At 67.0% G+C, this 19,895-nt stretch carries 20 protein-coding genes; 5 read left to right on the forward strand and 15 right to left on the reverse strand.

Annotated elements, in window-relative coordinates:
• Nucleotides 1-171: 171 nt before the first annotated feature.
• Nucleotides 172-1,386 (reverse strand): tetratricopeptide repeat protein, encoded by a 1,215-nt coding sequence (locus tag BN1313_RS14055; protein WP_091742763.1) that lies wholly within the window; start codon nucleotides 1,384-1,386, stop codon nucleotides 172-174.
• A 527-nt stretch (nucleotides 1,387-1,913) separates the two neighbouring features.
• Between BN1313_RS14055 and BN1313_RS14060 the strand changes: the two genes are divergently transcribed.
• A complete protein-coding gene (locus BN1313_RS14060; RefSeq protein WP_091742765.1) occupies nucleotides 1,914-2,678 on the forward strand; it encodes an acyltransferase in 765 nt (254 codons plus the stop codon).
• A 470-nt stretch (nucleotides 2,679-3,148) separates the two neighbouring features.
• Here BN1313_RS14060 and BN1313_RS17005 read toward each other — a convergent pair whose 3' ends face one another.
• From BN1313_RS17005 to BN1313_RS14120, 12 genes are all read right to left on the reverse strand, one after another.
• Nucleotides 3,149-5,134 carry a LysM peptidoglycan-binding domain-containing protein gene (locus BN1313_RS17005; RefSeq protein ID WP_091742767.1) on the reverse strand — a complete coding sequence of 662 codons (1,986 nt, stop codon included), beginning with the start codon at nucleotides 5,132-5,134 and terminating at the stop codon, nucleotides 3,149-3,151.
• Between the two features lie 82 nt (nucleotides 5,135-5,216).
• Nucleotides 5,217-5,879 carry a protein-L-isoaspartate(D-aspartate) O-methyltransferase gene (locus tag BN1313_RS14070; RefSeq protein WP_091742769.1) on the reverse strand — a complete coding sequence of 221 codons (663 nt, stop codon included), beginning with the start codon at nucleotides 5,877-5,879 and terminating at the stop codon, nucleotides 5,217-5,219.
• 1 nt (nucleotide 5,880) lies between these two features.
• Nucleotides 5,881-6,654 (reverse strand): 5'/3'-nucleotidase SurE, encoded by a 774-nt coding sequence (gene surE / locus BN1313_RS14075; protein WP_091742771.1) that lies wholly within the window; start codon nucleotides 6,652-6,654, stop codon nucleotides 5,881-5,883.
• Nucleotides 6,651-7,952, reverse strand: a complete 1,302-nt coding sequence (serS, locus tag BN1313_RS14080; protein ID WP_091742773.1) for a serine--tRNA ligase — start codon at nucleotides 7,950-7,952, stop codon at nucleotides 6,651-6,653. Before serS ends, surE begins: the two co-directional genes overlap by 4 nt.
• A gap of 185 nt (nucleotides 7,953-8,137) precedes the next feature.
• Nucleotides 8,138-9,043, reverse strand: coding sequence for a twin-arginine translocase subunit TatC (gene tatC / locus BN1313_RS14085; RefSeq protein WP_091742775.1), 906 nt, complete (start codon nucleotides 9,041-9,043; stop codon nucleotides 8,138-8,140).
• Complete coding sequence (tatB, locus tag BN1313_RS14090; protein WP_091742777.1) at nucleotides 9,040-9,519, reverse strand: Sec-independent protein translocase protein TatB; 480 nt, start codon at nucleotides 9,517-9,519, stop codon at nucleotides 9,040-9,042. Before tatB ends, tatC begins: the two co-directional genes overlap by 4 nt.
• A gap of 70 nt (nucleotides 9,520-9,589) precedes the next feature.
• On the reverse strand, nucleotides 9,590-9,823 hold the full coding sequence (locus BN1313_RS14095; protein WP_091743183.1) for a twin-arginine translocase TatA/TatE family subunit: 234 nt from the start codon (nucleotides 9,821-9,823) through the stop codon (nucleotides 9,590-9,592).
• A 106-nt stretch (nucleotides 9,824-9,929) separates the two neighbouring features.
• Nucleotides 9,930-10,577: an SMC-Scp complex subunit ScpB gene (scpB, locus tag BN1313_RS14100; protein ID WP_091742779.1), complete on the reverse strand. Its 648-nt coding sequence runs from the start codon at nucleotides 10,575-10,577 to the stop codon at nucleotides 9,930-9,932.
• Entirely contained in the window at nucleotides 10,574-11,407 is an 834-nt protein-coding gene (locus tag BN1313_RS14105) for a segregation and condensation protein A (RefSeq protein ID WP_091742780.1), read from the reverse strand. Before BN1313_RS14105 ends, scpB begins: the two co-directional genes overlap by 4 nt.
• Nucleotides 11,404-12,423, reverse strand: coding sequence for a beta-N-acetylhexosaminidase (nagZ, locus tag BN1313_RS14110; protein WP_091742782.1), 1,020 nt, complete (start codon nucleotides 12,421-12,423; stop codon nucleotides 11,404-11,406). The genes BN1313_RS14105 and nagZ overlap by 4 nt, the downstream gene beginning before the upstream one ends.
• On the reverse strand, nucleotides 12,420-13,214 hold the full coding sequence (gene ftsN, locus BN1313_RS14115) for a cell division protein FtsN (RefSeq protein WP_091742784.1): 795 nt from the start codon (nucleotides 13,212-13,214) through the stop codon (nucleotides 12,420-12,422). The genes nagZ and ftsN overlap by 4 nt, the downstream gene beginning before the upstream one ends.
• Nucleotides 13,215-13,336: 122 nt before the next feature.
• Nucleotides 13,337-14,512 (reverse strand): deoxyguanosinetriphosphate triphosphohydrolase, encoded by a 1,176-nt coding sequence (locus BN1313_RS14120; protein WP_091742786.1) that lies wholly within the window; start codon nucleotides 14,510-14,512, stop codon nucleotides 13,337-13,339.
• A gap of 87 nt (nucleotides 14,513-14,599) precedes the next feature.
• On the opposite strand from BN1313_RS14120, the gene erpA reads away from it, so the two are divergent.
• From erpA to xth, 3 genes are all read left to right on the forward strand, one after another.
• Nucleotides 14,600-14,932: an iron-sulfur cluster insertion protein ErpA gene (gene erpA, locus BN1313_RS14125; RefSeq protein WP_091742788.1), complete on the forward strand. Its 333-nt coding sequence runs from the start codon at nucleotides 14,600-14,602 to the stop codon at nucleotides 14,930-14,932.
• A 138-nt stretch (nucleotides 14,933-15,070) separates the two neighbouring features.
• Complete coding sequence (locus BN1313_RS14130) at nucleotides 15,071-15,796, forward strand: hypothetical protein (protein ID WP_141653160.1); 726 nt, start codon at nucleotides 15,071-15,073, stop codon at nucleotides 15,794-15,796.
• A 21-nt stretch (nucleotides 15,797-15,817) separates the two neighbouring features.
• Nucleotides 15,818-16,597: an exodeoxyribonuclease III gene (gene xth / locus BN1313_RS14135; protein WP_091742792.1), complete on the forward strand. Its 780-nt coding sequence runs from the start codon at nucleotides 15,818-15,820 to the stop codon at nucleotides 16,595-16,597.
• Here xth and BN1313_RS14140 read toward each other — a convergent pair.
• Nucleotides 16,594-17,502 carry a Gfo/Idh/MocA family protein gene (locus tag BN1313_RS14140; protein ID WP_091742795.1) on the reverse strand — a complete coding sequence of 303 codons (909 nt, stop codon included), beginning with the start codon at nucleotides 17,500-17,502 and terminating at the stop codon, nucleotides 16,594-16,596. The two genes, xth and BN1313_RS14140, sit on opposite strands and share 4 nt — an antisense overlap.
• 148 nt (nucleotides 17,503-17,650) lie before the next feature.
• Between BN1313_RS14140 and BN1313_RS14145 the strand changes: the two genes are divergently transcribed.
• A complete protein-coding gene (locus tag BN1313_RS14145) occupies nucleotides 17,651-18,538 on the forward strand; it encodes a cobalamin biosynthesis protein CbiG (protein WP_091742796.1) in 888 nt (295 codons plus the stop codon).
• On the opposite strand, the gene BN1313_RS14150 is transcribed toward BN1313_RS14145, so the two are convergent.
• Nucleotides 18,535-19,869, reverse strand: coding sequence for an MATE family efflux transporter (locus BN1313_RS14150; RefSeq protein ID WP_091742799.1), 1,335 nt, complete (start codon nucleotides 19,867-19,869; stop codon nucleotides 18,535-18,537). The two genes, BN1313_RS14145 and BN1313_RS14150, sit on opposite strands and share 4 nt — an antisense overlap.
• Between the last annotated feature and the right edge of the window lie 26 nt (nucleotides 19,870-19,895).

Below are 19,895 nucleotides of genomic sequence, written 5' to 3' on the forward strand. Positions count from 1 at the left end.
AAGGGCCTCATGAACAAGCCCGTCCTGGTCGACCTCAGAAACATCTACCTGCCCGCAGACGTCCGATCCAAGGGATTCGAATACTCCTCCATCGGTCGAGCGTAGAGCAAGTAACAGAGGGCGGCGTCCGGCCGCCCTCCTCCCTCACCCTATGAACTTCAGAGGCCTGTTTCAGGCGGCGCTGAGGCGTGCTTCCAGGTCGTCAGCCTCAATATCAAGGCCAGCGCTGCGAAGCGCCTTAGCCAATCTCTGCGCAGCCGGGCCCGAGCGCATGAAGGTGTCCCGAAATTCCCGGTAGATCGCCTGAGCCTGTTCGTCCGTAGCGAAATCGCGAACGCAGTCGGCGACGAGGTTCATCGTCGCCCGTTCAGTCGGGCGCCCCCGCAAGGCTTCGCTGGCGGCCTGGAGCGCCCGCGCCCCGTCGCCCATGCTGTACAACGCTCGGGCGCGGAGACGCTGGAACAGCCAGTTTTCCTTCCGCGACACCTCCGCCCAACGGTCCAGGGCCGACAGCGCCGCCTCCGGCCGTCGCTTCTCAATCAGGAATTCAACCCAACCCTGGACCAGGCGCTCATGCTCACCGCGTAATCGCTCCGGCGGCGCCGCCAGCAACATCTCCATGGCGCGTCCGCCGAGCACGTCCGTCGCCTTGGACTTGTTGCGGCGACGAGTGAGGCGCGAGGCGCCGCCAATCAGCAGAGGCGATGACCCGCGACGATCGCGGACCATGCGTCCGAACCCAGCAGGGTCGATCTCGCCGCGAACAGCGCCCAGGGTCACGGCGCTGATGATGCCCAGTTCCACCAAGATGCGCGAAACGTCATGCTCTGCGAAAGACACCTTCAGATGGTTGATCGGGCGGTGTTCGCGGATTCGTTCAACGTGTTTCTGGTCCGGCTCGTAGAGCGGATCGGAAAAAATATAGATGTCGCCCCTGCCGACCTGCTTCTCAAAATCCTCAAGCTCAAAGCGCAGCTTGGCCGCGTCCTTAAGCCAGCGATCTTCCCACGGCGCCTTCGCCGGATCGATCGAGTACTGCGGGACGGAGGCGACCATGCGGTTGGCTCGCAGCCGCCCCGACCCCACAAGCGCCCCATAGCCGCCCATGCTGGAACCGTAGGTGATGAGTTCTTTGTAGCCTTCGCGATCAGCATAAGACCGCACGACGTCAAGCGTGGGCGCAAATTCCTTGGTCAGCCACCAATGATTGGCCTTGCTGATGATGTGGACCGCGCTGATGTCGTTCTTCTCGAAGAATTCCTGGCCAGCGCCCATGGCGGCCGGCGGTGCGTGGTCTCGCCCGGTGAAGGTCACCGCCAGAAGTTTCTTGGAACTGCCTGGCGAAAGGACGACCCGAACGTCTTTTCCTTCGATCAGAACCGTCATGGATAGGCGCCTTGGCGACGCCCGGCTTGAGCGTCTAACGACCCGTACGGTGCGCGGCGACGCTGCGGATGCGTAGGGGCGGTCACAATTACGCGCAGCAGCACGATATTTCTGACATTTATGTCGAAACTAACTCGCGTCTGCACAACTGCTCCAAAATTCGCGAGCCGGACTCAAATGACCCGCTCGCGCCTCCCAACCTTGCAACTTCCAAAGCCCGGAGCTGACTCATAGGGCGATTTGCCGCATCTCTTTGTCAACTTTCGGAAAAATACCGCCGGTCGGTCAACAGAGAATTCCCATACGTCAACACTTCGACACGAGCCATCCCTATTGGCGAGATTCATCCGGGCACGGCGGAGCGTTCCGCCTCATTCTTCCTCAGGGTCGAAATTCGCGGCGCGCGTCGCTGGCTTGTCGCAACAGCGCAAGCAAATACCTTATAGAGTGTGCGCTTGAAGCCAACCGGCTCGCCTTCTGGGCCAGCAAGCCTGGAGACCGCAGGCACGCCACACGACGAGAAAAGCATGACGGCCGCCCCCGGATTCATCGATGCCTACCAGCGTGTTCAACGTCGCGGCAAGGAATGCGCCGAACTGCTCGGACCGGGTCTCACCCTACCCGATGTAACAGACCTCGACGCCTACAATGTCATCCACACCGAGACCCCCGCTGGCGCGCCGATGGGCAAGGCCAACTTCATTCTCGTCCACAAGTCGACCAAGATCGGCAAGATGGTCCGGTTCAAGTTCGTCGGCACCCATAACGTCGTGGTTATCGGGCAAGAGGTCGACTTAGGCTCGATGAGCATCTCCTGCTTTGGCAAGTTCGGCATTGTGATCATCGGCGATCACTGCGGCTTCAAGACGACGCGAATCGCCCTGAAGCACCGCGCCGGCTCCGCCGTTATCGGCCAGGGTACGAGTTGGGTGGGCGGTTCGATCGTCGTGTCGGAAGACGACAATCAGGTGGTGGTCGGCGACGAATGCCTCTTCTCCTGGGACCTTGAGATCATGCCGACCGACGGCCACCCGATCTATGATCGCAAGACTGGCGACCGGGTCAATGCGGCCAAGCCGATCTTCATTGGGCCGCGGACATGGCTCGGCCGAGGCGCGTCGATCAGTAAGGGAGTACGTATCGCCCGAGGGTCGATCATCGGCCAGGGTTCCCTGGTGACAAAGAACACGGAAGAATTTTGCGCTTACGGCGGCGTGCCCGCCAAGCTGCTGCGCCGTGACGTCGAATGGCGCCGGTCTTTCAAGGAGCCCTTCGTTCCAACCGAGGACTAGCTCTCAAGATCGTACGAGTTCGAATAGGCGTAAGGCGCACAAGTGACCGAGTGAGCAGAAACTGCGACGCAAATTCTGCAAAAGAGCGCGCAGCTCCGTCGCGCCGGCAACGAAGCGGCGGCTCTGGCCGCTGTGCGCCAAGCGCGCTCAGGGAAGGATGCGCGCTCACCCCTGATATTACGCGGTTGCGCCTGGCCTGGCCGAACAGACCCTGCGGATCGGCCTGATCGATGAGGCGCGCGCTATTGCGCAGTACGCCCTGAAGCGCACGCCACAAGACAACGGCCTGGGCGCGTTTCTCACTCGCGTCGCGATCCGTGCAGGCGCTTCGAGGAAGCGGAGCAGCGCATCGCTGATTTCCGTAGCGGCGACCTGGCGAGCATGAGCCTCTCCATAAGGCTTCACCCCCTGCTCGACCGTGCGATGTGGCGCATCGACGATGAGCCTGGAGTTCGGACGCCGCCAGAACCTTAACGAGAGGGCAACACCAGCTTGGGATCGACCGGCCGCGCGCGTTCCGTCGGATTGGGCGCGAAGCGGACCTCGAAGTGTAGCTGCGGCTCGGTGACGGCGCCGGTCGCGCCGGCTTGGCCGAGTTGCTGCCCCTGGGCGACCTTCTGCTGCATCTTCACGTCGACGCGCGCCAGATGGCCATAGGCCGTGACCCAGCCTTCGGCGTGCTTGACCAGCACCAGATTGCCGAAGCCCGGCACCTGGTCGCCGGCGTAGACCACGTCACCGGCCGCCGCTGAACGAACCGCCGTGCCCGGCACGGCGCGCAGGTTCAAACCATCGTTGCGCTGGCCGACCGACTTCGGCCCGAAGTCGGAAATGATCTCGCCCTGCATCGGCCAGATGAAGCGGCCCTGGCCGAGGTTGGCGACCGCCATGTCGCCCACCGCGGCCGCGCCGCTGGCGGCGGGCGCAGGCGGGGTTCGATCGAGGGGCGCGGGGCGGAACGCCGGTTCAGGGGGCAGGTAGCCTGGCGAAGTGGTCGCCGCCGGCGCAGGCGTGGGGACCGGGGTGGGGGCAGGCCGCGGGCGCGGCGGAAGCGGCGGCGGCGTCCACGCCGGGGCGGCGGGACGCGGTTCCGGCGCAGGCGCAGGCGTCACGGGCGACGACGATGGAGCTGACGCCGGGCGAACCGGCGCAGGGGGCGTCGGCGCGGGAGCCGGCCGCGCAGGCGCCTCGACCTCGATCCGTTTGGTGGTCGTAAGCGCGCCGCGGTCGCGGTAGCCGTCCGGCAGGTTCAACCGGCGGCCGGCCCTGAGCGTGGCGTTGACCTTGAGGCCGTTCTCCGCCGCCAGGGCGCGTGGCGTCACGCGGAAGCGCTGGGCGACATCGGCCATGGTGTCGCCGGCGACCGTGACATAGGCCTTTGAAGAGGCGCCCACAGGACCTGTGAGCGTGTCGCCGACGTCCAGGGCGCTCGACTTCAGCTTGTTGTCCTTCATCAGCTGATCGACCGTGGTGTCGAGCTTGCGTGCGATGCTGGACAGGTTGTCGCCGGACTTGACCGTGTAGGTTTCCGCCTTGCCGCGGATCTCAATGACCCGGCCGGTGACGCTACGAGTGGTCACGGTCCGATAGCTCGACGCCTCGGGCCCGGCGGGGGGTGCGGCGGCTTCCGGCTCTGGCTCCGGGATCACGGTCGGCGCAGGCCGGGTCGGACGACGCGCGGGCAGCGGCGTCGGCGTCGGCACGATGGCGGCCTCCGAGCCGGACACCAGAACCTGGCTGCTGGTCACGAGCGGGCCGCGGTCCTTGTAGCCGTCCGGCAGCCGAATGGTCTGGCCTGAGCGGATCACCGCGTTGCGCGCCAGTTCGTTCTCGGCGCGCAGCTGTTCAGCCGTCACGCCAAAGCGCCTGCCGATCGCCGACAGCGTGTCACCCTGCCCCGCGACATAGGCCTTTGCCTCGTCACGCGGTCCCACGAGCTTGTCGCCAGGGTCGATCCGGTCTGTTTTGAGCTTGTTGAGCTTCTTCAGTTCCTCAACCGTGAGCCCAAGCCGCTTGGAAATGCCATCGAGGTTGTCGCCCGACTTCACCGTGTAGCTCACCGGCGCACCCGCGACCGCCACCACGCGGCCGGTGACGCTGCGGCGGGTCACGGTCTCGTAGCGCGGCGGTTCCGGCGCGGGCGGCGGCGGGGTCGGCTCCGGAGCAGGTTCCGGGGCGGTCGGCGGAGAGGCCGGCGCCGCAGAGGGCGATGCAGCGGCCGGAGCCGTGGCGGTCGGCGCGTCGAGCGGCCGCGATTCAACCGCCTCCGTCGGCCTGGGCGCGATCGGCGCATCTTCCGGCGCAGCCGTGACGGCGGGCGGCATGGCGGCCGGCGGCGGCACGCGCGCAGGCGCGTTCTGGATCGGGAAGTTCGGCGTGGTCCCGCTGGTCGAGCAGGCGGCTATCGCGCTCGTGGCCAGGAGGATCAGAGCTGTTCGCGGAAGGAATTGCGTCATCGCCGCTCCGGCAGGGACATAGAAGGAATCAATCGAGGCGCCGCGGGATAGTGGGTGATGGCCTGCGCCGAAGCCAACCCCCTCACAGCTCCTTAGCCACACCCTCCAGCAAGGGCACGAAACGCACATCTGTCAGGGTTTCTACACTGAAGCCGCCCTGCCCGTCGCCAGTGTAACGACGAAGGCTTTGCACCGGCCCCTTGCCGATTGGCGCCACAAGAACCCCCGACGGTTTCAGTTGCGACAACAAGGCCTTAGGTTCATCGGGCGCCGCGGCTGTGACCATAATGCGGTCAAAAGGCGCCTGCTCTGGCCACCCCTCCCCGCCGTCGCCGAAGCGGGTGATCACATTCACGAGACCCAGGGTCTTGAAGCGGGCCTCGGCCTCGCGCATCAGCGTCCGGTAGCGCTCCACCGTGTAGACCAGCCTCGACAGCTTCGAGAGGATGGTCGTCTGGTAGCCCGAGCCGGTGCCGATCTCGAGCACCCGATCGCGCTTGTCGATCCGCAGGGCCTGGGTCATCAGGCCGACGATGAAGGGTTGGCTGATCGTCTGGCCGCAGGCGATCGGTAGGGCCGAATCCTCCCAGGCCCGGGCCTTGAAAAGGTCCGGCGTGAACACCTCGCGCGGCGTGGTCTCGATGGCCTTCAGGACGTTGGCGGCGGTGACGCCCTGGGCGCGCAGCGCCAGCATCAGGCGGGCGAGCTCGGCGCCCGGCTCTTCGTGATCTTTGGGCTTGCTCATATCAGGCGCGCGGAGGCGAGCCGCCCAACACCTGCTTCAGGTCGTGGACCGTCGGCATATGGGTGAGGTCGATGTGCAGGGGGGTGACGGAAATCTTGCCGGCTTGGGCCGCCGCCAGGTCCGTGCCGTCCGCGGGCTTGGAGTCCTCCAGGCGGAAGCCCACCCAATAGTAGGGCTGGCCGCGCAGGTCCTGGCGCTTCTCGGCGTGGCGGATATGGGCGTCGCGGAAGCCTTGGCGGGTGACCTCCACCTCTGTGATCTGTTCGATCGGCAGGTTCGGGAAATTGATGTTCATGATGACGTCAGCTGGCCAGCCGATCTCCATGACGCGCCGGATGATGCCCGGCGCAAAATGCTCGGCGGGCGCGAAGGAGAGGTCGGTCGGCTCGTAGCCGGCTTGCGACAAAGCGATGCCGGGAACCCCCATGGCCATCGCCTCTATGGCCCCGGCGACCGTGCCGGACATGCTGACGTCTTCGCCAAGGTTCGCGCCGCGATTGACGCCCGAGAGCACGAGGTCAGGCCGGCCATCGGCCAGGACGTCGTTGACGCCCAGCATGACGCAGTCAGTCGGCGTGCCCGTCGTTGAGAAGCGGCGCGGTGCGTACTGGCGAATACGGATCGGCTCGGCGAGCGTCAGCGCTCGGCTGGCGCCGGACTGTTCAAACTCGGGCGCGACCACCCAAACGTCGTCGCTCAAGGTCTCAGCGATCCGGACCAGCGCGGCCAGGCCCGGCGCGTGGAAGCCGTCGTCATTGGTGACGAGGATTCTCACGCCGACGCGCCGGCTTTCGGGCCGCCGATATGGGTTACGCCAGGCATATAGGGGTGAAGCGCCTGCGGCACCGCGATGCGGCCATCCTCGTCCTGATAGTTCTCCAGGATCGCGACCAGAGTCCGGCCGACCGCCAGGCCAGAGCCGTTCAGCGTGTGAACGAAGCGCGAGCCCTTCTCGCCGGCGGCCCGGGTGCGCGCATCCATCCGACGCGCCTGGAAGTCGCCGCAGTTAGAGACGGAGCTGATCTCCCGATAGCGGCCTTCCGAGGGAATCCAGACCTCCAGATCGAAGGTCTTTCGCGAAGAAAAGCCCATGTCGCCAGCGCAAAGCTGCATGGTGCGGAAAGGCAGCTCCAGGCGCTTCAACACAGCCTGGGCGCAGCCCAGCATCCGCTCGTGCTCGGCTTCAGAGTCTTCCGGCGCGGTGATCGACACCATCTCGACCTTAGTGAACTGATGCTGGCGGATCATGCCGCGGGTGTCGCGGCCAGAGGCGCCGGCCTCGGACCGGAAACAAGGCGTGAGCGCCGTCAGTCGGAGCGGCAGTTCCTCCTGCGGCGTGATCTGCTCGCGGACAAGATTGGTCAGCGAGACCTCCGCGGTGGAGATCAACCACCGGTCATCAGTGGTCCGGAACAGATCCTCAGCGAACTTCGGCAGTTGGGCGGTGCCGAACATCGCCTCGTCACGCACCAGGAGCGGCGGGCTGATCTCAAGATAGCCGTGCTCCGTCGTCTGCATGTCGAGCATGAACTGGCCGATGGCGCGTTCCAATCGCGCCAACTGCCCGCGCAGGACGACAAAGCGCGAGCCGCTCATGCGAGCGGCGGCTTCGAAGTCCATCAGGCGACCGGGTTCACCCAGACTCACGTGATCGCGCGGATTGGCGATGGCGTAGGGCTCGCCCCAACGGCCGACCTCGACGTTGTCGTCCTCGTCCTTGCCTGGCGGCACGTCCGGCGCGGGGATGTTAGGCAGGCTGGTGAGCAACTCGCGCAGGGCGCCGTTAGCGGCGGCTTCGGCCTCGCCTTCGCTGGCCAGCACGCCTTTGAGGCCCTCGACCTCGGCCATCAGGCGTTGGGCTTCGGCCTCGTCCTTCCTGGCCTTAGCCTGGCCGATCAGCCTGGAGGCTTCATTGCGGCGACTCTGGGCGGTCTGCAGCGTGGTCTGGGCCGCGCGCAGGCGGGTGTCGTGGCCGAGGATCTGCTCAACCAGGGCCTGGCCTGAAAGACCCTTGGAGTCCCAGCCGCGCGCATAGGCGTCGGGAGTCTCGCGAAGGGCTCGGATGTCGTGCATGGCCGCCTGGCAGGGTGGTTAAGCCCATTTCTCTAGAGCGCGTCAGGGTGAAGTGGAAGCCGGTTCACCCGTCTGACGCGCTCTAAAATTTTGAAGACAGGCCCTTTTTCAACCGGTCAGGTGAGTCCACCTGACCGACAGGGTCCGGCGCGCGCGGCGGACGGGCCAAGTGTGAAAGCCCGCCTTCAGTCGGCTGCGTCGGCCTCCTTGGCGCGGCGAAGCTCAATAAGGCGCACGCACCAGATCGATACCTCGTAGAGGAGGATCAGCGGCACGGCGAGCAAGGTCTGGCTAATCGGATCGGGCGGCGTCAGGACGGCGGCCACCACGAAGACGCCGACGATGGCGTACCGCCGGCCGGCTGACAGCATCTTGGCGTTCACGACTCCGGCCATGCCGAGCAGCGTCAGGACGACCGGCAACTGGAAACACAGGCCGAAGGCCAGCAGCAGGGTCGTCACCAGGCTCAGATAATCGGAGACCTTGGGCAGCAACTCCACCGAGATTGCGCCTACGCCGACAATCTGCTGGGACAGCGAGAACCACAGAACGAAGGGCAGGATGATGTAGTAGACCAGCGAGGCGCCCAGGATGAACAGGGCCGGCGCGGCCAGGAGGAACGGCAGGAAGGCGCGACGCTCGCGCTTATAGAGGCCGGGCGCCACAAAGGCGTAGACTTGCCAGGCCAGTACTGGGAATCCCAGGACCACGGCGCCGAAGCCGGCCAGCTTCAGCTTGGTGAAAAAGAACTCGAGCGGCGCGGTGAAAACCAGCTTGAGCCCAGCCGCGCTGGAAGCCAGCGGCGGCGCCTCGCGCAGGCCGATCAGGGTCAGGAACAGGTTGGCCCCGCCCTCGAAGACGGCGAAGATTCCTGTCTCGGGCGGCGCCGACTGGCGTGCGGCGAGCAGCTGGGCCGCGACGCCGAACGGGTGCAGCAGCAGCACATAGATCTGCGTCGACCACGTGAAGCAGATGAGGAAGCCGATCCCCAAGGCGGCGACCGAGATGATCAGGCGCTTGCGCAGTTCGACCAGGTGCTCGAGCAGCGGCGCGCGCGAGGCTTCGATTTCGGAGTCGTCGTCGAGGCTCATGCGGCGTCGTCCGCGGTCGGTTTAGCCTTGGCGCGGGACTTGCGCGCAGCGGGTTTGGCGGCGGCGTCAGCCGCGACCTTCGGCTTCGGTGAGCGCCTGCGGGCCGGCTTCGGCTCCGGGCCAGCCTCAGGGATCTGTTCGATGGTCATCGGCGGGTCAGCAGCCTGGGCGGTGTCAGCCCAGTCGGCGGCGTTAAGGCTCTTGCGGATCTCGCCGAAAGTCTCGCTGGCCTCAGCCTGGCCGATATCGGCCAGCTGGCCGCGGCGCATCGCCTCGACCTCGCGGCGCAGTTCGTCGAGCTCAGATTGGCGGGCCATTTCGTCGAAGCTCGCCCGGAAGTCGGCGGCCATCCCGCGCGCCTTGGCCATCATCTGGCCGAGCTTGCGCAAAAGGGCCGGCAGATCCTTGGGACCGACCACGATCAAGGCCACGACGGCGATGACAAGCAGCTCTGAAGCGCCGATTTCGGGAAGCATGGGGCGGCCTAGGCGACGGCCGGCCGGGGGATATCCGGCCGGCGTTCAAGGGATCAGCGGGTCGGTAGCCTCAGGCGCTGGTCTTGGTCTTCTTGGCGGCCGTGGTCTTCGACGCCGTGCGCGGCAGAGGCCTGGCCTCTTCCTCTTCGGCGACCTCGGCTTCATCGCCCTTGAGGCCGTCCTTGAAGGCGCGGATTCCCTTGGCGGCGTCGCCCATCAGACCCGACAGCTTGCCGCGGCCGCCGAACAGCACGACCATAATGACCAGGACGATGAGCCAGTGAACCCAACTTAGCGAACCCATTTCAACCGCTCCTTCGGCCTCGCCCAAGGTGTTGGCGAGCGACAATCTTCAAGCCGACCATATAGTTTGTTCGCAAGGTCGGCGCCACCGGCGCGAATGCGCGCGCTCAGGCTTCGTCCTCGCGCTCGCCGATGAAGTCCTGGTTAAATTCCGGCGCCTCATCCTCGAGCGGATCCTCATCGACCCCGTCCGTCGCCCCGGGCGTCGGCACGGCGAAATCCGCCGGCAGGTCGAGGCTGAGCAAGCCCGCCGCGCGCATCTCGCCGATGCCGGGCAGGTCGGCAAGGTTCGCCAGACCGAAGTGTTCGAGAAAGCGGTCGGTCGTACCGAAGGTCACGGGTCGGCCCGGCGTCCGCCGGCGTCCGCGCATGCGCACCAGGCTCAACTCCAGCAGGGTGTCCAGCGTGCCGCGGCTGGTCTGGACGCCACGGACCAGCTCGATCTCCGCCCGCGTGACCGGCTGGTGATAGGCGATGATCGCCAGGGTCTCCTGGGCGGCCTTGGAGAGGCGACGTGGCTCGTCGCGCTCCTCGGTCATCAGCCAGGCGAGGTCCGCGGCGGTCTGCAACCGCCACCGGCCGGCGACGCAAACCAGCTCCACGCCGCGACCGGCGTAGCGCGCCTGCAAGGCGGCGAGGGCCGCGGCGACACCGGCGCCCTGCGGCAGTCGCCGCTCCAGTTCGGCCTCGCTGAGCGGGCCGGCCGCGGCGAACAACAACGCCTCGACCTCGCGTTCGGTGTCGGCCGCGCTCATGCGGCCCGGCGCGGCGCGGCGCGGGCGCGCAGGTAGATGGCGGCGAAGGCGTCGGCCTGGCGCGCCTCAAGGGCGCCTTCCTTGACCAGTTCCAGACTGGCCGACAGCGTCGAGGCGACGAAAGAGGCGCGGCTGGGCCCGTCTTCGCCCTGACCAGCCTCCTCCGGCGCCACATCGGCGAGCGGCGTCCAGGCTGCAAGCTCGGGCAGCAACTGGCGAAGGCGATCGCGCGCCTCCTCCAATGGATAGGCTTCCGGCGGGCGCGGCGTGTAGCGAACCTCCTGGGCGCGGGCGCGCTGACCCACATAGGCGCTCATCAGAGCGTAGAGGTCGCCCTCGATCTCGCTGGACGGCATAATCCGGATCGCCTGCGGATCGCCGCGGACGAAGACGTCGCGGCCCAGGTGCGGCCGATTCTGCAACCGTTCATTGGCCCGGCGCATGGCGTCGAGCTTGGCGAGCCGGAAGGCCGGGCGCTGGGCGACTTCCTCGGCGGGCGGTTCCTCCGCAGTCGGCCGCTCGGCCCGCGGGAGAAGCAGTCGGGATTTCAGATAGGCGAGCCAAGCCGCCATCACGAGATAGTCGGCCGCCAGGGAGAACCGCCGCCGACGTGCTTGCTGGACAAAGGCCAGGTACTGATCAGCCAGCCGGCTGATCGACAGCCGCATCAGGTCGACCTTCTGGCTGCGCGCCAGGGCCAGGAGGACGTGCAGCGGGCCTTCATAGCCGTCAAGATCTACGATCAGGGCCTCGCCGTCCTCCGCCGCGCCAGTCGCCGACAGGAAGTCCAGAGCGGGCTGGAACGCCTTGTCGCGCAGCGGCCGGTTCATGCGGCATAGGCCCCGTCGAAAGCCGCATCGAAGCGCGCCCGCGCCTCATGAGGATCGAATTCGTCGGGCCCATCAGCGATGCAGGCCAGAGCCGCCGCGGCCCGGTCCGCGGACTTGCCGGTGAGCACGCCTAGGCCTTCGGCCACCGCCTGCATCTCGGCCATGTCACCGTTGCAATGCAGAATCACGTCGCAGCCGGCGGCGAGTGAGTCTCGGGCGCGCGCCGTGAAGTCGCCGCTGAGCGCCTTCATCGACAGGTCGTCGCTCATCACCAGGCCATCGAAGCCGATCCGGCCCCGGATCACCTGCTGAAAGACCTCCGGCGAGGTCGTCGCTGGGTTGAGCCGGTCGACGGCGGCGTAGATGACGTGCGCGGTCATGGCGAGCGGCATGTCGGCCAGATCGGCGAAGGGCCGAAAATCACGGGCCTCAAGATCTTCCACTCCGGCCTCGACGACCGGCAATTCCAGGTGGCTGTCGGCCCTCGCCCGGCCATGGCCCGGAATATGTTTGATGACCGGCAGGACACCGCCATCCAACAGGCCCTCCGCCGCGGCTCGGCCGAGATCAGCGACGCTGGCGGGATCGGCCGCATAGGCGCGGTCCCCGATGATCTCGTGGCCCAGGGGATCAGGCACGTCTAGCACCGGCAGGCAGTCGACGTTGATCCCCAGTTGATGAAGGTCGTGAGCGATCAGGCGTCCGCCCAGGTAGGTGATCGCGGCGCGCTCACCCGGCTCGGCGATGGCGCCGTAAACGCGACCAGCCGGGTAACGCGGCCACTGCGGCGGACCAAGACGCTGCACGCGACCGCCCTCCTGATCGATCAGGATCGGCGCATCGGCGCGCCCGACGAGGTCGCGCAGAGTGGCGGTCAGGACGCGGACCTGATCCGGGCTTTCAATATTCCGCGCGAAGAGGATGAAGCCCCAGGGATCGAGCGCGCGGAAGAACGCCGCCTCTTCGGGGGTCACGCGCGGGCCGGAAAGCCCGAAGATGGCCGCCGACACGCTCATCGCACGAAGCAGGTCTTGCCCGCCGCCTTCAGCTGGCCACAGAAGGCCTGGGCGTCTTCGCGGCTCGCGAAGCCCGTGACCGAGGTGCGGAAGAGCGTTGAGCCATCCTCGCGTTCGACACGCTCCACGCGCTTGCCCTTGCCAGCGGCGGCGCCGGGGGCGATCGCCGCAGCGTCGCTCCAGCCCTTGTCCGCCAGCGACTGGGACGAGAAGGCGCCGATCTGAACCGTGGCCGGAGCAGAGGCCGGCTTAGGAGCGGTCGCCGGCGCAACCGCCTTGGGCGCGGCGACGGGCGCTGTCGCGACCTTCGGCGCAGGCGTGACGACCTTGGGCGGTGCGGGCTTTGGCAAGGGCGGGACGACGGTCTTCGGCGGCGGCGCCGCGGCGGCGACCGGCGGCAGGGCGTTCATGGCGACTGGCGCGGTGGGTCGCGCCTGGGGCGCTTCCGGCGGCGGCACGAAGTTGGGCTGGGCTGGCGCGGCCTCGCCGGGCTGCCCAGGCTCGGACCGATAGATCTGCAGGCCCTCGGCGGGGTCTGGCGTCTGGGCCTCAGGCGGCGCAGCGCTGCGGATGTCGCCCACTGGCGCGCCGACGGTCTGGGGCGCCTGGCCCTGCTGGCGCACGCCCGATTGGTAGAAGATGAAGATGGCCGCAGCGAGCGCGCCCAGGACCAGCAGGCTGAGCACCATGGCCCAGGGAATTTGCCCGCCGCCGCGGGGCTGCTGTCGTGGGTCGAAAGCCAGCGGGGCTTCAGTCGGTGGCGTGTAGGCGCCGCGGTCGTGATCGGACATGAGGAGAGGCTCCGAGACGATTGCCAGGTGAGCGGCGAATCAGCAGCCAAGACTGCTTAACCCCCAGTTTACCCCACCCCGTCCGCCTGCGGACGTCCCTTGCCGCGCCTAGCTGTGGATCGTCAGCCGCCGCTCAGCACATCGAGGTTGAACAGCTTGCGGTGTTCCTCGATCGCAAAGCGGTCCGTCATCCCGGCGATGTAGTCGCAGACCACGCGCGCCCGGCCCCAATCATCGCGATCGAGCGTCTGAGCGAACCACTCGGCGGGCAGGACGTCGGGCTCCGCCATGAAAAGCTTGAACATATCGGCCAAGATGCGTCGCGCCTGGCTGCGCGTGCGGTTCACCCGCCAGTGGCGGTACATCCGTTCGCTCAGGAACAGGCGCAATTGCGCAAGATCCTGCAACATCGCCGGCGAGAAAGACACCAGCGCCTGCCCCAGCATGCGGACCTCTTCCGCGGAGCCGACTTTGAGCGCCTGGGCGTTCTGGGTCGTCTCCGAGAGCACGTCGCCGACCATGGCGCCGATCATGCGACGAACGGCTTCCAGGCGCTGGCGGTGAGAGTCGACGCTGGGGAATTCCTTCAGGGTGGAGGCGATGTGCGGGCCAATGAGGGGCACGTCGAGCAAGTCCTCCAGCCGAAACAGGCGCGCGCCAACGCCGTCGTCCACGTCGTGGTTGTTGTAGGCGATGTCGTCGGAGAGGGCGGCGACCTGGGCTTCGGCGGACGCCCAGGTGTCCAGACGAAGGCTGTATTCGGCATCGAAGGCCGCCACCGCCCCCCACGCCGGCTTGCTGAGTTGGTGGTCGACGGGGCCATTGTGCTTAACGACGCCTTCCAGGGTCTCCCAGGTGAGGTTGAGACCATCATAGAGCGGATAGCGGCGTTCCAATTCGGTGACGACGCGGAAGGTCTGGACGTTGTGATCAAACCCACCGTAGGCCTCCATCTGGATCTGCAACTCGTCCTCTCCGGCGTGGCCGAAGGGCGGATGGCCCAGATCGTGCGCGAGCGCGATCGTTTCGGCGAGGTCAGCATCGAGCCCAAGCGCCGTGGCCAGCGACCGCGCGATCTGGGCGACCTCGAGGGAGTGGGTGAGCCGGGTGCGGAAATGGTCGCCTTCATGAGCGACGAAGACCTGGGTCTTCTCCTTCAGGCGGCGGAAGGCGGTGGCGTGGATGATGCGGTCGCGGTCGCGGGCGAAGGGCGTGCGGGTGGCGCTGACGGGTTCGTCGATCTTGCGGCCCAGCGATTTGGCGGGGTCTTCGGCGTAGGGCGCGCGGGGAATGCTCATGGGCTCCAATCACCGATCGAGATGCAGCCTCTTGGTCGAAGCCGAAGAAGCATCATATAGTCTAGGCCTGGAGCCGGTTTAACACCCATGACCGCCATCGACCTTACCCTGAGCCAAGCCGCCGCCCGCCGCATCCGTGATGTCGGCCTGAGCGAGGGGCGCGAACTTATGCTCCGCATCGGTGTTGAAGGCGGCGGTTGCTCCGGCTTCCAATATGTCTTCGATCTCGTAGACGCGACGGAAGCTGACGACCTGCGGGTCGAGCGCGATGGCGCGACGGCGGTCGTCGACACCATGTCGCTGGCCCTGCTGAAGGGCTCGGAGATCGACTTCGTCGACGAACTGGTCGGTGCCGAGTTTCGTGTCCGCAATCCCAACGCCAAGTCGAGCTGCGGCTGCGGCGTGAGCTTCTCGATCTGAGGTATTGCACCGGTCGTTTAGCGATTGGGCTTGCCACCGCCTGCGGCCAAGGTTCAACTCCCCAAGCAGCAAAGGTCAAACTGACCGAAGCTGCGGAGTCCGATCGAAATCGGACCGCAATCATAAGGGAGGCGACCCATGGCCCAGTTAAACCGACGCGCTATGCTCCAGTTCAGCGCCGGCGCGGGCCTGACAGCGACAACGCTGAACGGCGCCCAGGCGCATGAGCGCCAGATTTCCACCACAGCCGAGGCTCTCGATTCGCTCGCCCCGCGCATGCGTCTGGCGGGCGTGCCCCTAACCGACATCGAGGCGGTGCGGGCCAAGGCCCCAGCCCTGAACGGCTGGACGCAGGCCTGGACCGAGATCGCCGAGCGTCACCTCGGCGCCGCCCAGGAGTTGCTGACCGAAGGCTATGTCCAACCGGCTGGCGAGCACCATCAGCAGGCGGCGATGGCCTATCATTTCGCTCGGCTGATCCCGGGAGACGACAAAACCACCCAGCAGGCCGCTGAATTGGCGGTGACCATCGGCGCAGACGCCCTGGCCCTGCTGGATCCCGGCCACTGCCAACTCACGGACTCCGCGGTCCTGCGCTATCCGCCCTTCGCCGAAGGCGCGGCCCCTTTGGCCGTGCTCGTGGCTGACATCGGCGCCGCCAAGGAAGAACTAGCCCACCGCGCAGACGCCCTGCTCAAGCGTGGCGTGGCCTGCGTAACGGTCGATTCAGATCCGTCGACGAGCTTGGCGGCCCTGCTGCGCGACACTGTCGTCGGCGACCAACGGGTCGACCTGGCGCGGGTCGAAATCGACAGGATTTCGGTCGAAAGCCCCAGGGCCGAAATCGACTTGGCGCGGATCTGATCCAGCGGCTATCCATGCCGGATGCGCATCGCCACCTGGAACGTCAATTCGGTCAACGCCCGCCTCCAGACGGTGCTGAAGTGGTTCGAGGCCGCCCAGCCAGACGTCGCCTGCCTGCAGGAGATCAAATGCGTCGACGAGAAGTTCCCCACGGAGGCGTTTGAACGCCTCGGCTACAACGTCGAGGTTCATGGCCAGAAGTCGTACAACGGCGTCGCCCTGCTTTCGAAGCGGCCGATGGAGGATGTCCGTCGCGGCCTGCCCGATCCCGGCGAAGACGAGCAGTCGCGCTATATCGAGGCGGTGATTTCCGGCCCTCGTCCCGTGCGCGTCGCCTCGATCTACCTGCCTAATGGGAATCCGATCGACACTGAGAAATTCCCCTACAAACTCGCCTGGATGGGCCGGCTGCACCGCCACGCCCAGGACCTGTTGACCCTTGAGGAGCCGTTGGTCCTGACCGGCGATTTCAACGTGATCCCTGAACCCAGGGACGCGGAGAATCCAAGCAACTGGCTGGGCGACGCGCTCTTTCAGCCGGAAACTCGCGCAGCCTTCCGCGCCCTGAAGTGGCTGGGCCTCACAGAAGCCTTCCTGGCCGCCGATGGCGCGCCGGGCGCCTACACCTTCTGGGACTACCAGGCCGGCGCCTGGCAGCGGAATAATGGCATCCGCATCGACCATGCCCTGCTCTCGCCGCAAGCCGCAGACGCCCTGACCGGCGTCAGCATCCACCGCGATGTCCGCGGCTGGGACAAGCCCTCAGACCATGTGCCCCTGGTGGTGGAGTTGGATCTTTAGAGGCAAGCCTCGACAGCCAGCGAGGCCTGCAACGCCGCGATCGCCTCGTCGGCGGTGACGATCGGCGCGGGTGCAAGGCCGCGGGCGGCCATCAGAAATGCCGCCACATTGGCGCCCAGAGGGTCCTTACCGGCCGGGGTGTCGGCGAAGGCTTCGTTCAGGACGAAGGGCGTCGTGTTGCGGAAGGTGCGGGCGACGAAATCGATCTCCACCGCGCCGGAGGGGTAGACCACCTTCATGGTGCGCTTGCGAGCCGGCGCCAGGCGCGAGGCGTCGAAGACGCAGGCGAAGCCATCGTCAAAGACGATGTCGGCACGGATGGCGTCGAAGGTGTTGGGTCCGCGCTCGCCCGTCGCCCGGGTCTCCAGCGGCCGGGCGGTGGACAGTGAGAGCGCGAGATCGATGTCGTGGATCATCAGGTCCAGGACGGCGGTGACATCCTGGCAGCGCTCGGACGGAGGGCCGTGGCGCACGGCTTCGAGGCGCAAAGGCTGTTCGGGAATGTCGAACAGACCCATGGCGCGGAAGACAACCCGCTCTTGGTGGCCGCAGCCTATGGTCAGGCCGCGAGAGAGCGCCTCGTCACGCAGAGCGACGGCGTCGTCCATCCGCGTGGCGATGGGCTTTTCCACATAGACCGACCTGTTCGCCTGGAGCGCCGCCAGGGTCTGGCCAGCGTGGACGGTCGCGGGCGTGGCCACCGTGACGACGTCGACGGCGTCGAGAAACGCCTGAAGGTCATTGTAGCCACGGCCGCCGAGAGGCTCAGCGATGGCCGCCGCGCGCGCCGCGTCGAGGTCGAGCACCGCCGCCAGGGAGACGCCGTCCAGGCGCGCATATTGCTTGGCGTGGTAGCCGCCGAAGACGCCCGCGCCGATGACGCCGCCGCGCAGGGGCTGGGACATGTGCGTCTCCTGATCGCTCTTGGACGGCGGGCGTCTAGCATGGCCGCGCAACCGGCGAACGCCTTTTGTCACGGTCACGCCATTGGTTCGCCAACGCCAAAGGTCTAGACTGCGCCCGTTCCCTTTTCAGTGTTTGAGAGCGCCCGCCGTGCCGCGCCTGTTTAGCGCCTATGTGATTGTCGATTGGAGCGCGGCCGCCAAGCCCGCGACGGGCCCTGATTCGATCTGGATCGGCGTGATGAAGCGCGACCTGCGTTTCCGCCTGACCTTCGAGAGCTTCAATCCCGCGACCCGCGCCGAGGCGGAGACCAAGCTCAACGCGATTCTCGACGACTTGAAGAAGCGTTCGGAGCGCGCGTTGGTCGGCTTCGATTTCCCGCTTGGCTTTCCGAGGGGCTTCGCCGACGCCTTGAAGCTGCCGGGCGAGCCTTGGCGCGCAGCGTGGGATCAGCTGGACAAGCTGGTCAAGGACAAGCCCAACAACGACAACAACCGCTTTGGCGTCGGCTCTAACCTGAACCAGAAGCTGACCGGCGGCCCTTTCCCGTTCTGGGGCTGCCCGCCAAAGGACGCGCTGACAACGCTTCAGCCGAAGCGCACCCGGGCGCATGGGCCCGACGACGTGCCGGAGTTCCGCCATGCGGATCTGGCCGCGAAGGGCGCGGCCTCAATCTGGAAGCTCTACTACAATGGGTCGGTTGGAGGTCAGGCGATCCTCGGCATTCCGGTGGCGCGCCGTCTTCATGATGCGCGTTCCGCCAAGATCTGGCCCTTCGAGACCGGCTTCAAGACCCTGACCGAGGCCGATCTCGACGGTGTCGACGTGGTCTTGGCCGAGGTCTACCCCTCGCTGTTGAAGCCCGCGCCGGTGGCCGGCGAGGCAAAGGATCTGACCCAGGTGCGGACGGTCGCCGAACACTTCGCGCGCCTGGACGAAGCCGGCAAGCTGGGCGAAGTCTTCGCACCGGCCAAGGGCATGGCGGCGGACGTCGTGCTCGACGCCGAGCGCGAAGAGGGTTGGATCCTCGGCGCCTAGACCGGCCGTCGGCTCAATCGCCAGAAGCGCAGGCCTAACAGGACCGCCGAGACGGTGCTGGCGATGACGATGCCCCAGACGATGCCGATCACGCCGAGACCGGCGGGGATCGCCAGCGCCCAGGCCAAGGGCAGCATCAGGAAGATGTAGCTGGCCAGATGGGTGACCGTGGGCGCCAGCACATCGCCGCGGGCCCTGAGCGCCTGGGCGATCACCACCTGCAGCGAGTCCGGCACGAACATCAGGCAGGCCAGCAAGAGCGCCGGGACAGCGAGCGATATGGTCAGGGCGTCGCGGGTGTAGCCCCTGACGATCGGACCGGCGATCGGCGCGATCACCGCAGCAGCCAACAGGCCGCCTGCCGCGGCGACCGCGAAGGCGACAACGCCAGAGCGTGTCACTCCCCTGCGGTCACCCGCGCCATATGCTCGTCCCACGCGCACGGCGGCGGCCGTGGCGAGGCCAAGCGGGATCATGAAGACGATCGCCGAGACGTTCAGGACGATGGCGTAGGCTGCAACCGCCAGGCCGCCGATCCAGCCGGCGAAGACATTCATGCCCGCAAAGGCCGCGACCTCGAACGTATTTGAAGCGCCCGCGCCGAAGCCGATCCGCCGCTGCTCGACTTCGGCCGGCCGATCACGCGGAGCCTTGTCGAAGACGCCCAGATCACGCGCCTCGGCCATGCGGATGATGTAGAGGAAAGTCGCCATGACTAGAAAAATGCGTGCGCCAAACGTCCCCCAGGCGCCGCCCACCGCACCCAGCGCCGGCAGCCCGAAACCGCCGGGTACGAGGACGACGACAAGGGCGAGGTTGACGAGATTGGCCACCCACATCAGCGCCGCCGCGGGGCCTGGGCGCCCCAGCCCCTCCAACCACATGCTGCCGGCTGCGCTCAGCGCGTAGGCTGGCAGCGATAGGCAGAAGACAACGAGCACCCGAGCCGCGCCGTCCGCGAGGTCAGACTCAAGGCCGATGTTGCGCAGAAAGATGGGGCCGGTCGCCGCCAAGGCGAGCGCCGAGGCAACGCCGATCAGGACCGCATAGACGACAGCGCGGCGCAGCACCGCGCCGGTCTCGCGCCGGTCGCCGCGACCGAGCGCACGGGCGGCCATCACCTGGGCGCCGACCAGCAGCCCGATGACGGCGGTGACGACGACGCTGGTCGCGGCCCAACCCAGGGCATGATAGCCGAGTTCGCGCGCGGAATAGCGCCCAACGACGACCGCGTCCGTCAACCCCATGGCCATGATGCCCAGGCGGGCGACGATCACGGGCCAGGCCAGGCGGACGAGCGCGTTCAGTTCGGTGAGGGCGGCGGCGCGCATGGAAGCTCCGGGCGCCGCCGACCGGC

This window comes from Phenylobacterium immobile (ATCC 35973) (assembly GCF_001375595.1).
In the GTDB taxonomy this organism is placed as follows: domain Bacteria; phylum Pseudomonadota; class Alphaproteobacteria; order Caulobacterales; family Caulobacteraceae; genus Phenylobacterium; species Phenylobacterium immobile.

What these genes read in the sequence shown, in the direction of transcription:
- BN1313_RS14055 (WP_091742763.1), bottom strand. Translation starts at nt 1,386, where the DNA reads ATGACGGTTCTGATCGAAGGAAAAGACGTTCGGGTCGTCCTTTCGCCA.
- BN1313_RS14060 (WP_091742765.1), top strand. Translation starts at nt 1,914, where the DNA reads ATGACGGCCGCCCCCGGATTCATCGATGCCTACCAGCGTGTTCAACGT.
- BN1313_RS17005 (WP_091742767.1), bottom strand. Translation starts at nt 5,134, where the DNA reads ATGACGCAATTCCTTCCGCGAACAGCTCTGATCCTCCTGGCCACGAGC.
- BN1313_RS14070 (WP_091742769.1), bottom strand. Translation starts at nt 5,879, where the DNA reads ATGAGCAAGCCCAAAGATCACGAAGAGCCGGGCGCCGAGCTCGCCCGC.
- serS (WP_091742773.1), bottom strand. Translation starts at nt 7,952, where the DNA reads ATGCACGACATCCGAGCCCTTCGCGAGACTCCCGACGCCTATGCGCGC.
- tatC (WP_091742775.1), bottom strand. Translation starts at nt 9,043, where the DNA reads ATGAGCCTCGACGACGACTCCGAAATCGAAGCCTCGCGCGCGCCGCTG.
- tatB (WP_091742777.1), bottom strand. Translation starts at nt 9,519, where the DNA reads ATGCTTCCCGAAATCGGCGCTTCAGAGCTGCTTGTCATCGCCGTCGTG.
- BN1313_RS14095 (WP_091743183.1), bottom strand. Translation starts at nt 9,823, where the DNA reads ATGGGTTCGCTAAGTTGGGTTCACTGGCTCATCGTCCTGGTCATTATG.
- scpB (WP_091742779.1), bottom strand. Translation starts at nt 10,577, where the DNA reads ATGAGCGCGGCCGACACCGAACGCGAGGTCGAGGCGTTGTTGTTCGCC.
- BN1313_RS14105 (WP_091742780.1), bottom strand. Translation starts at nt 11,407, where the DNA reads ATGAACCGGCCGCTGCGCGACAAGGCGTTCCAGCCCGCTCTGGACTTC.
- nagZ (WP_091742782.1), bottom strand. Translation starts at nt 12,423, where the DNA reads ATGAGCGTGTCGGCGGCCATCTTCGGGCTTTCCGGCCCGCGCGTGACC.
- ftsN (WP_091742784.1), bottom strand. Translation starts at nt 13,214, where the DNA reads ATGTCCGATCACGACCGCGGCGCCTACACGCCACCGACTGAAGCCCCG.
- BN1313_RS14120 (WP_091742786.1), bottom strand. Translation starts at nt 14,512, where the DNA reads ATGAGCATTCCCCGCGCGCCCTACGCCGAAGACCCCGCCAAATCGCTG.
- erpA (WP_091742788.1), top strand. Translation starts at nt 14,600, where the DNA reads ATGACCGCCATCGACCTTACCCTGAGCCAAGCCGCCGCCCGCCGCATC.
- BN1313_RS14130 (WP_141653160.1), top strand. Translation starts at nt 15,071, where the DNA reads ATGGCCCAGTTAAACCGACGCGCTATGCTCCAGTTCAGCGCCGGCGCG.
- xth (WP_091742792.1), top strand. Translation starts at nt 15,818, where the DNA reads ATGCGCATCGCCACCTGGAACGTCAATTCGGTCAACGCCCGCCTCCAG.
- BN1313_RS14140 (WP_091742795.1), bottom strand. Translation starts at nt 17,502, where the DNA reads ATGTCCCAGCCCCTGCGCGGCGGCGTCATCGGCGCGGGCGTCTTCGGC.
- BN1313_RS14150 (WP_091742799.1), bottom strand. Translation starts at nt 19,869, where the DNA reads ATGCGCGCCGCCGCCCTCACCGAACTGAACGCGCTCGTCCGCCTGGCC.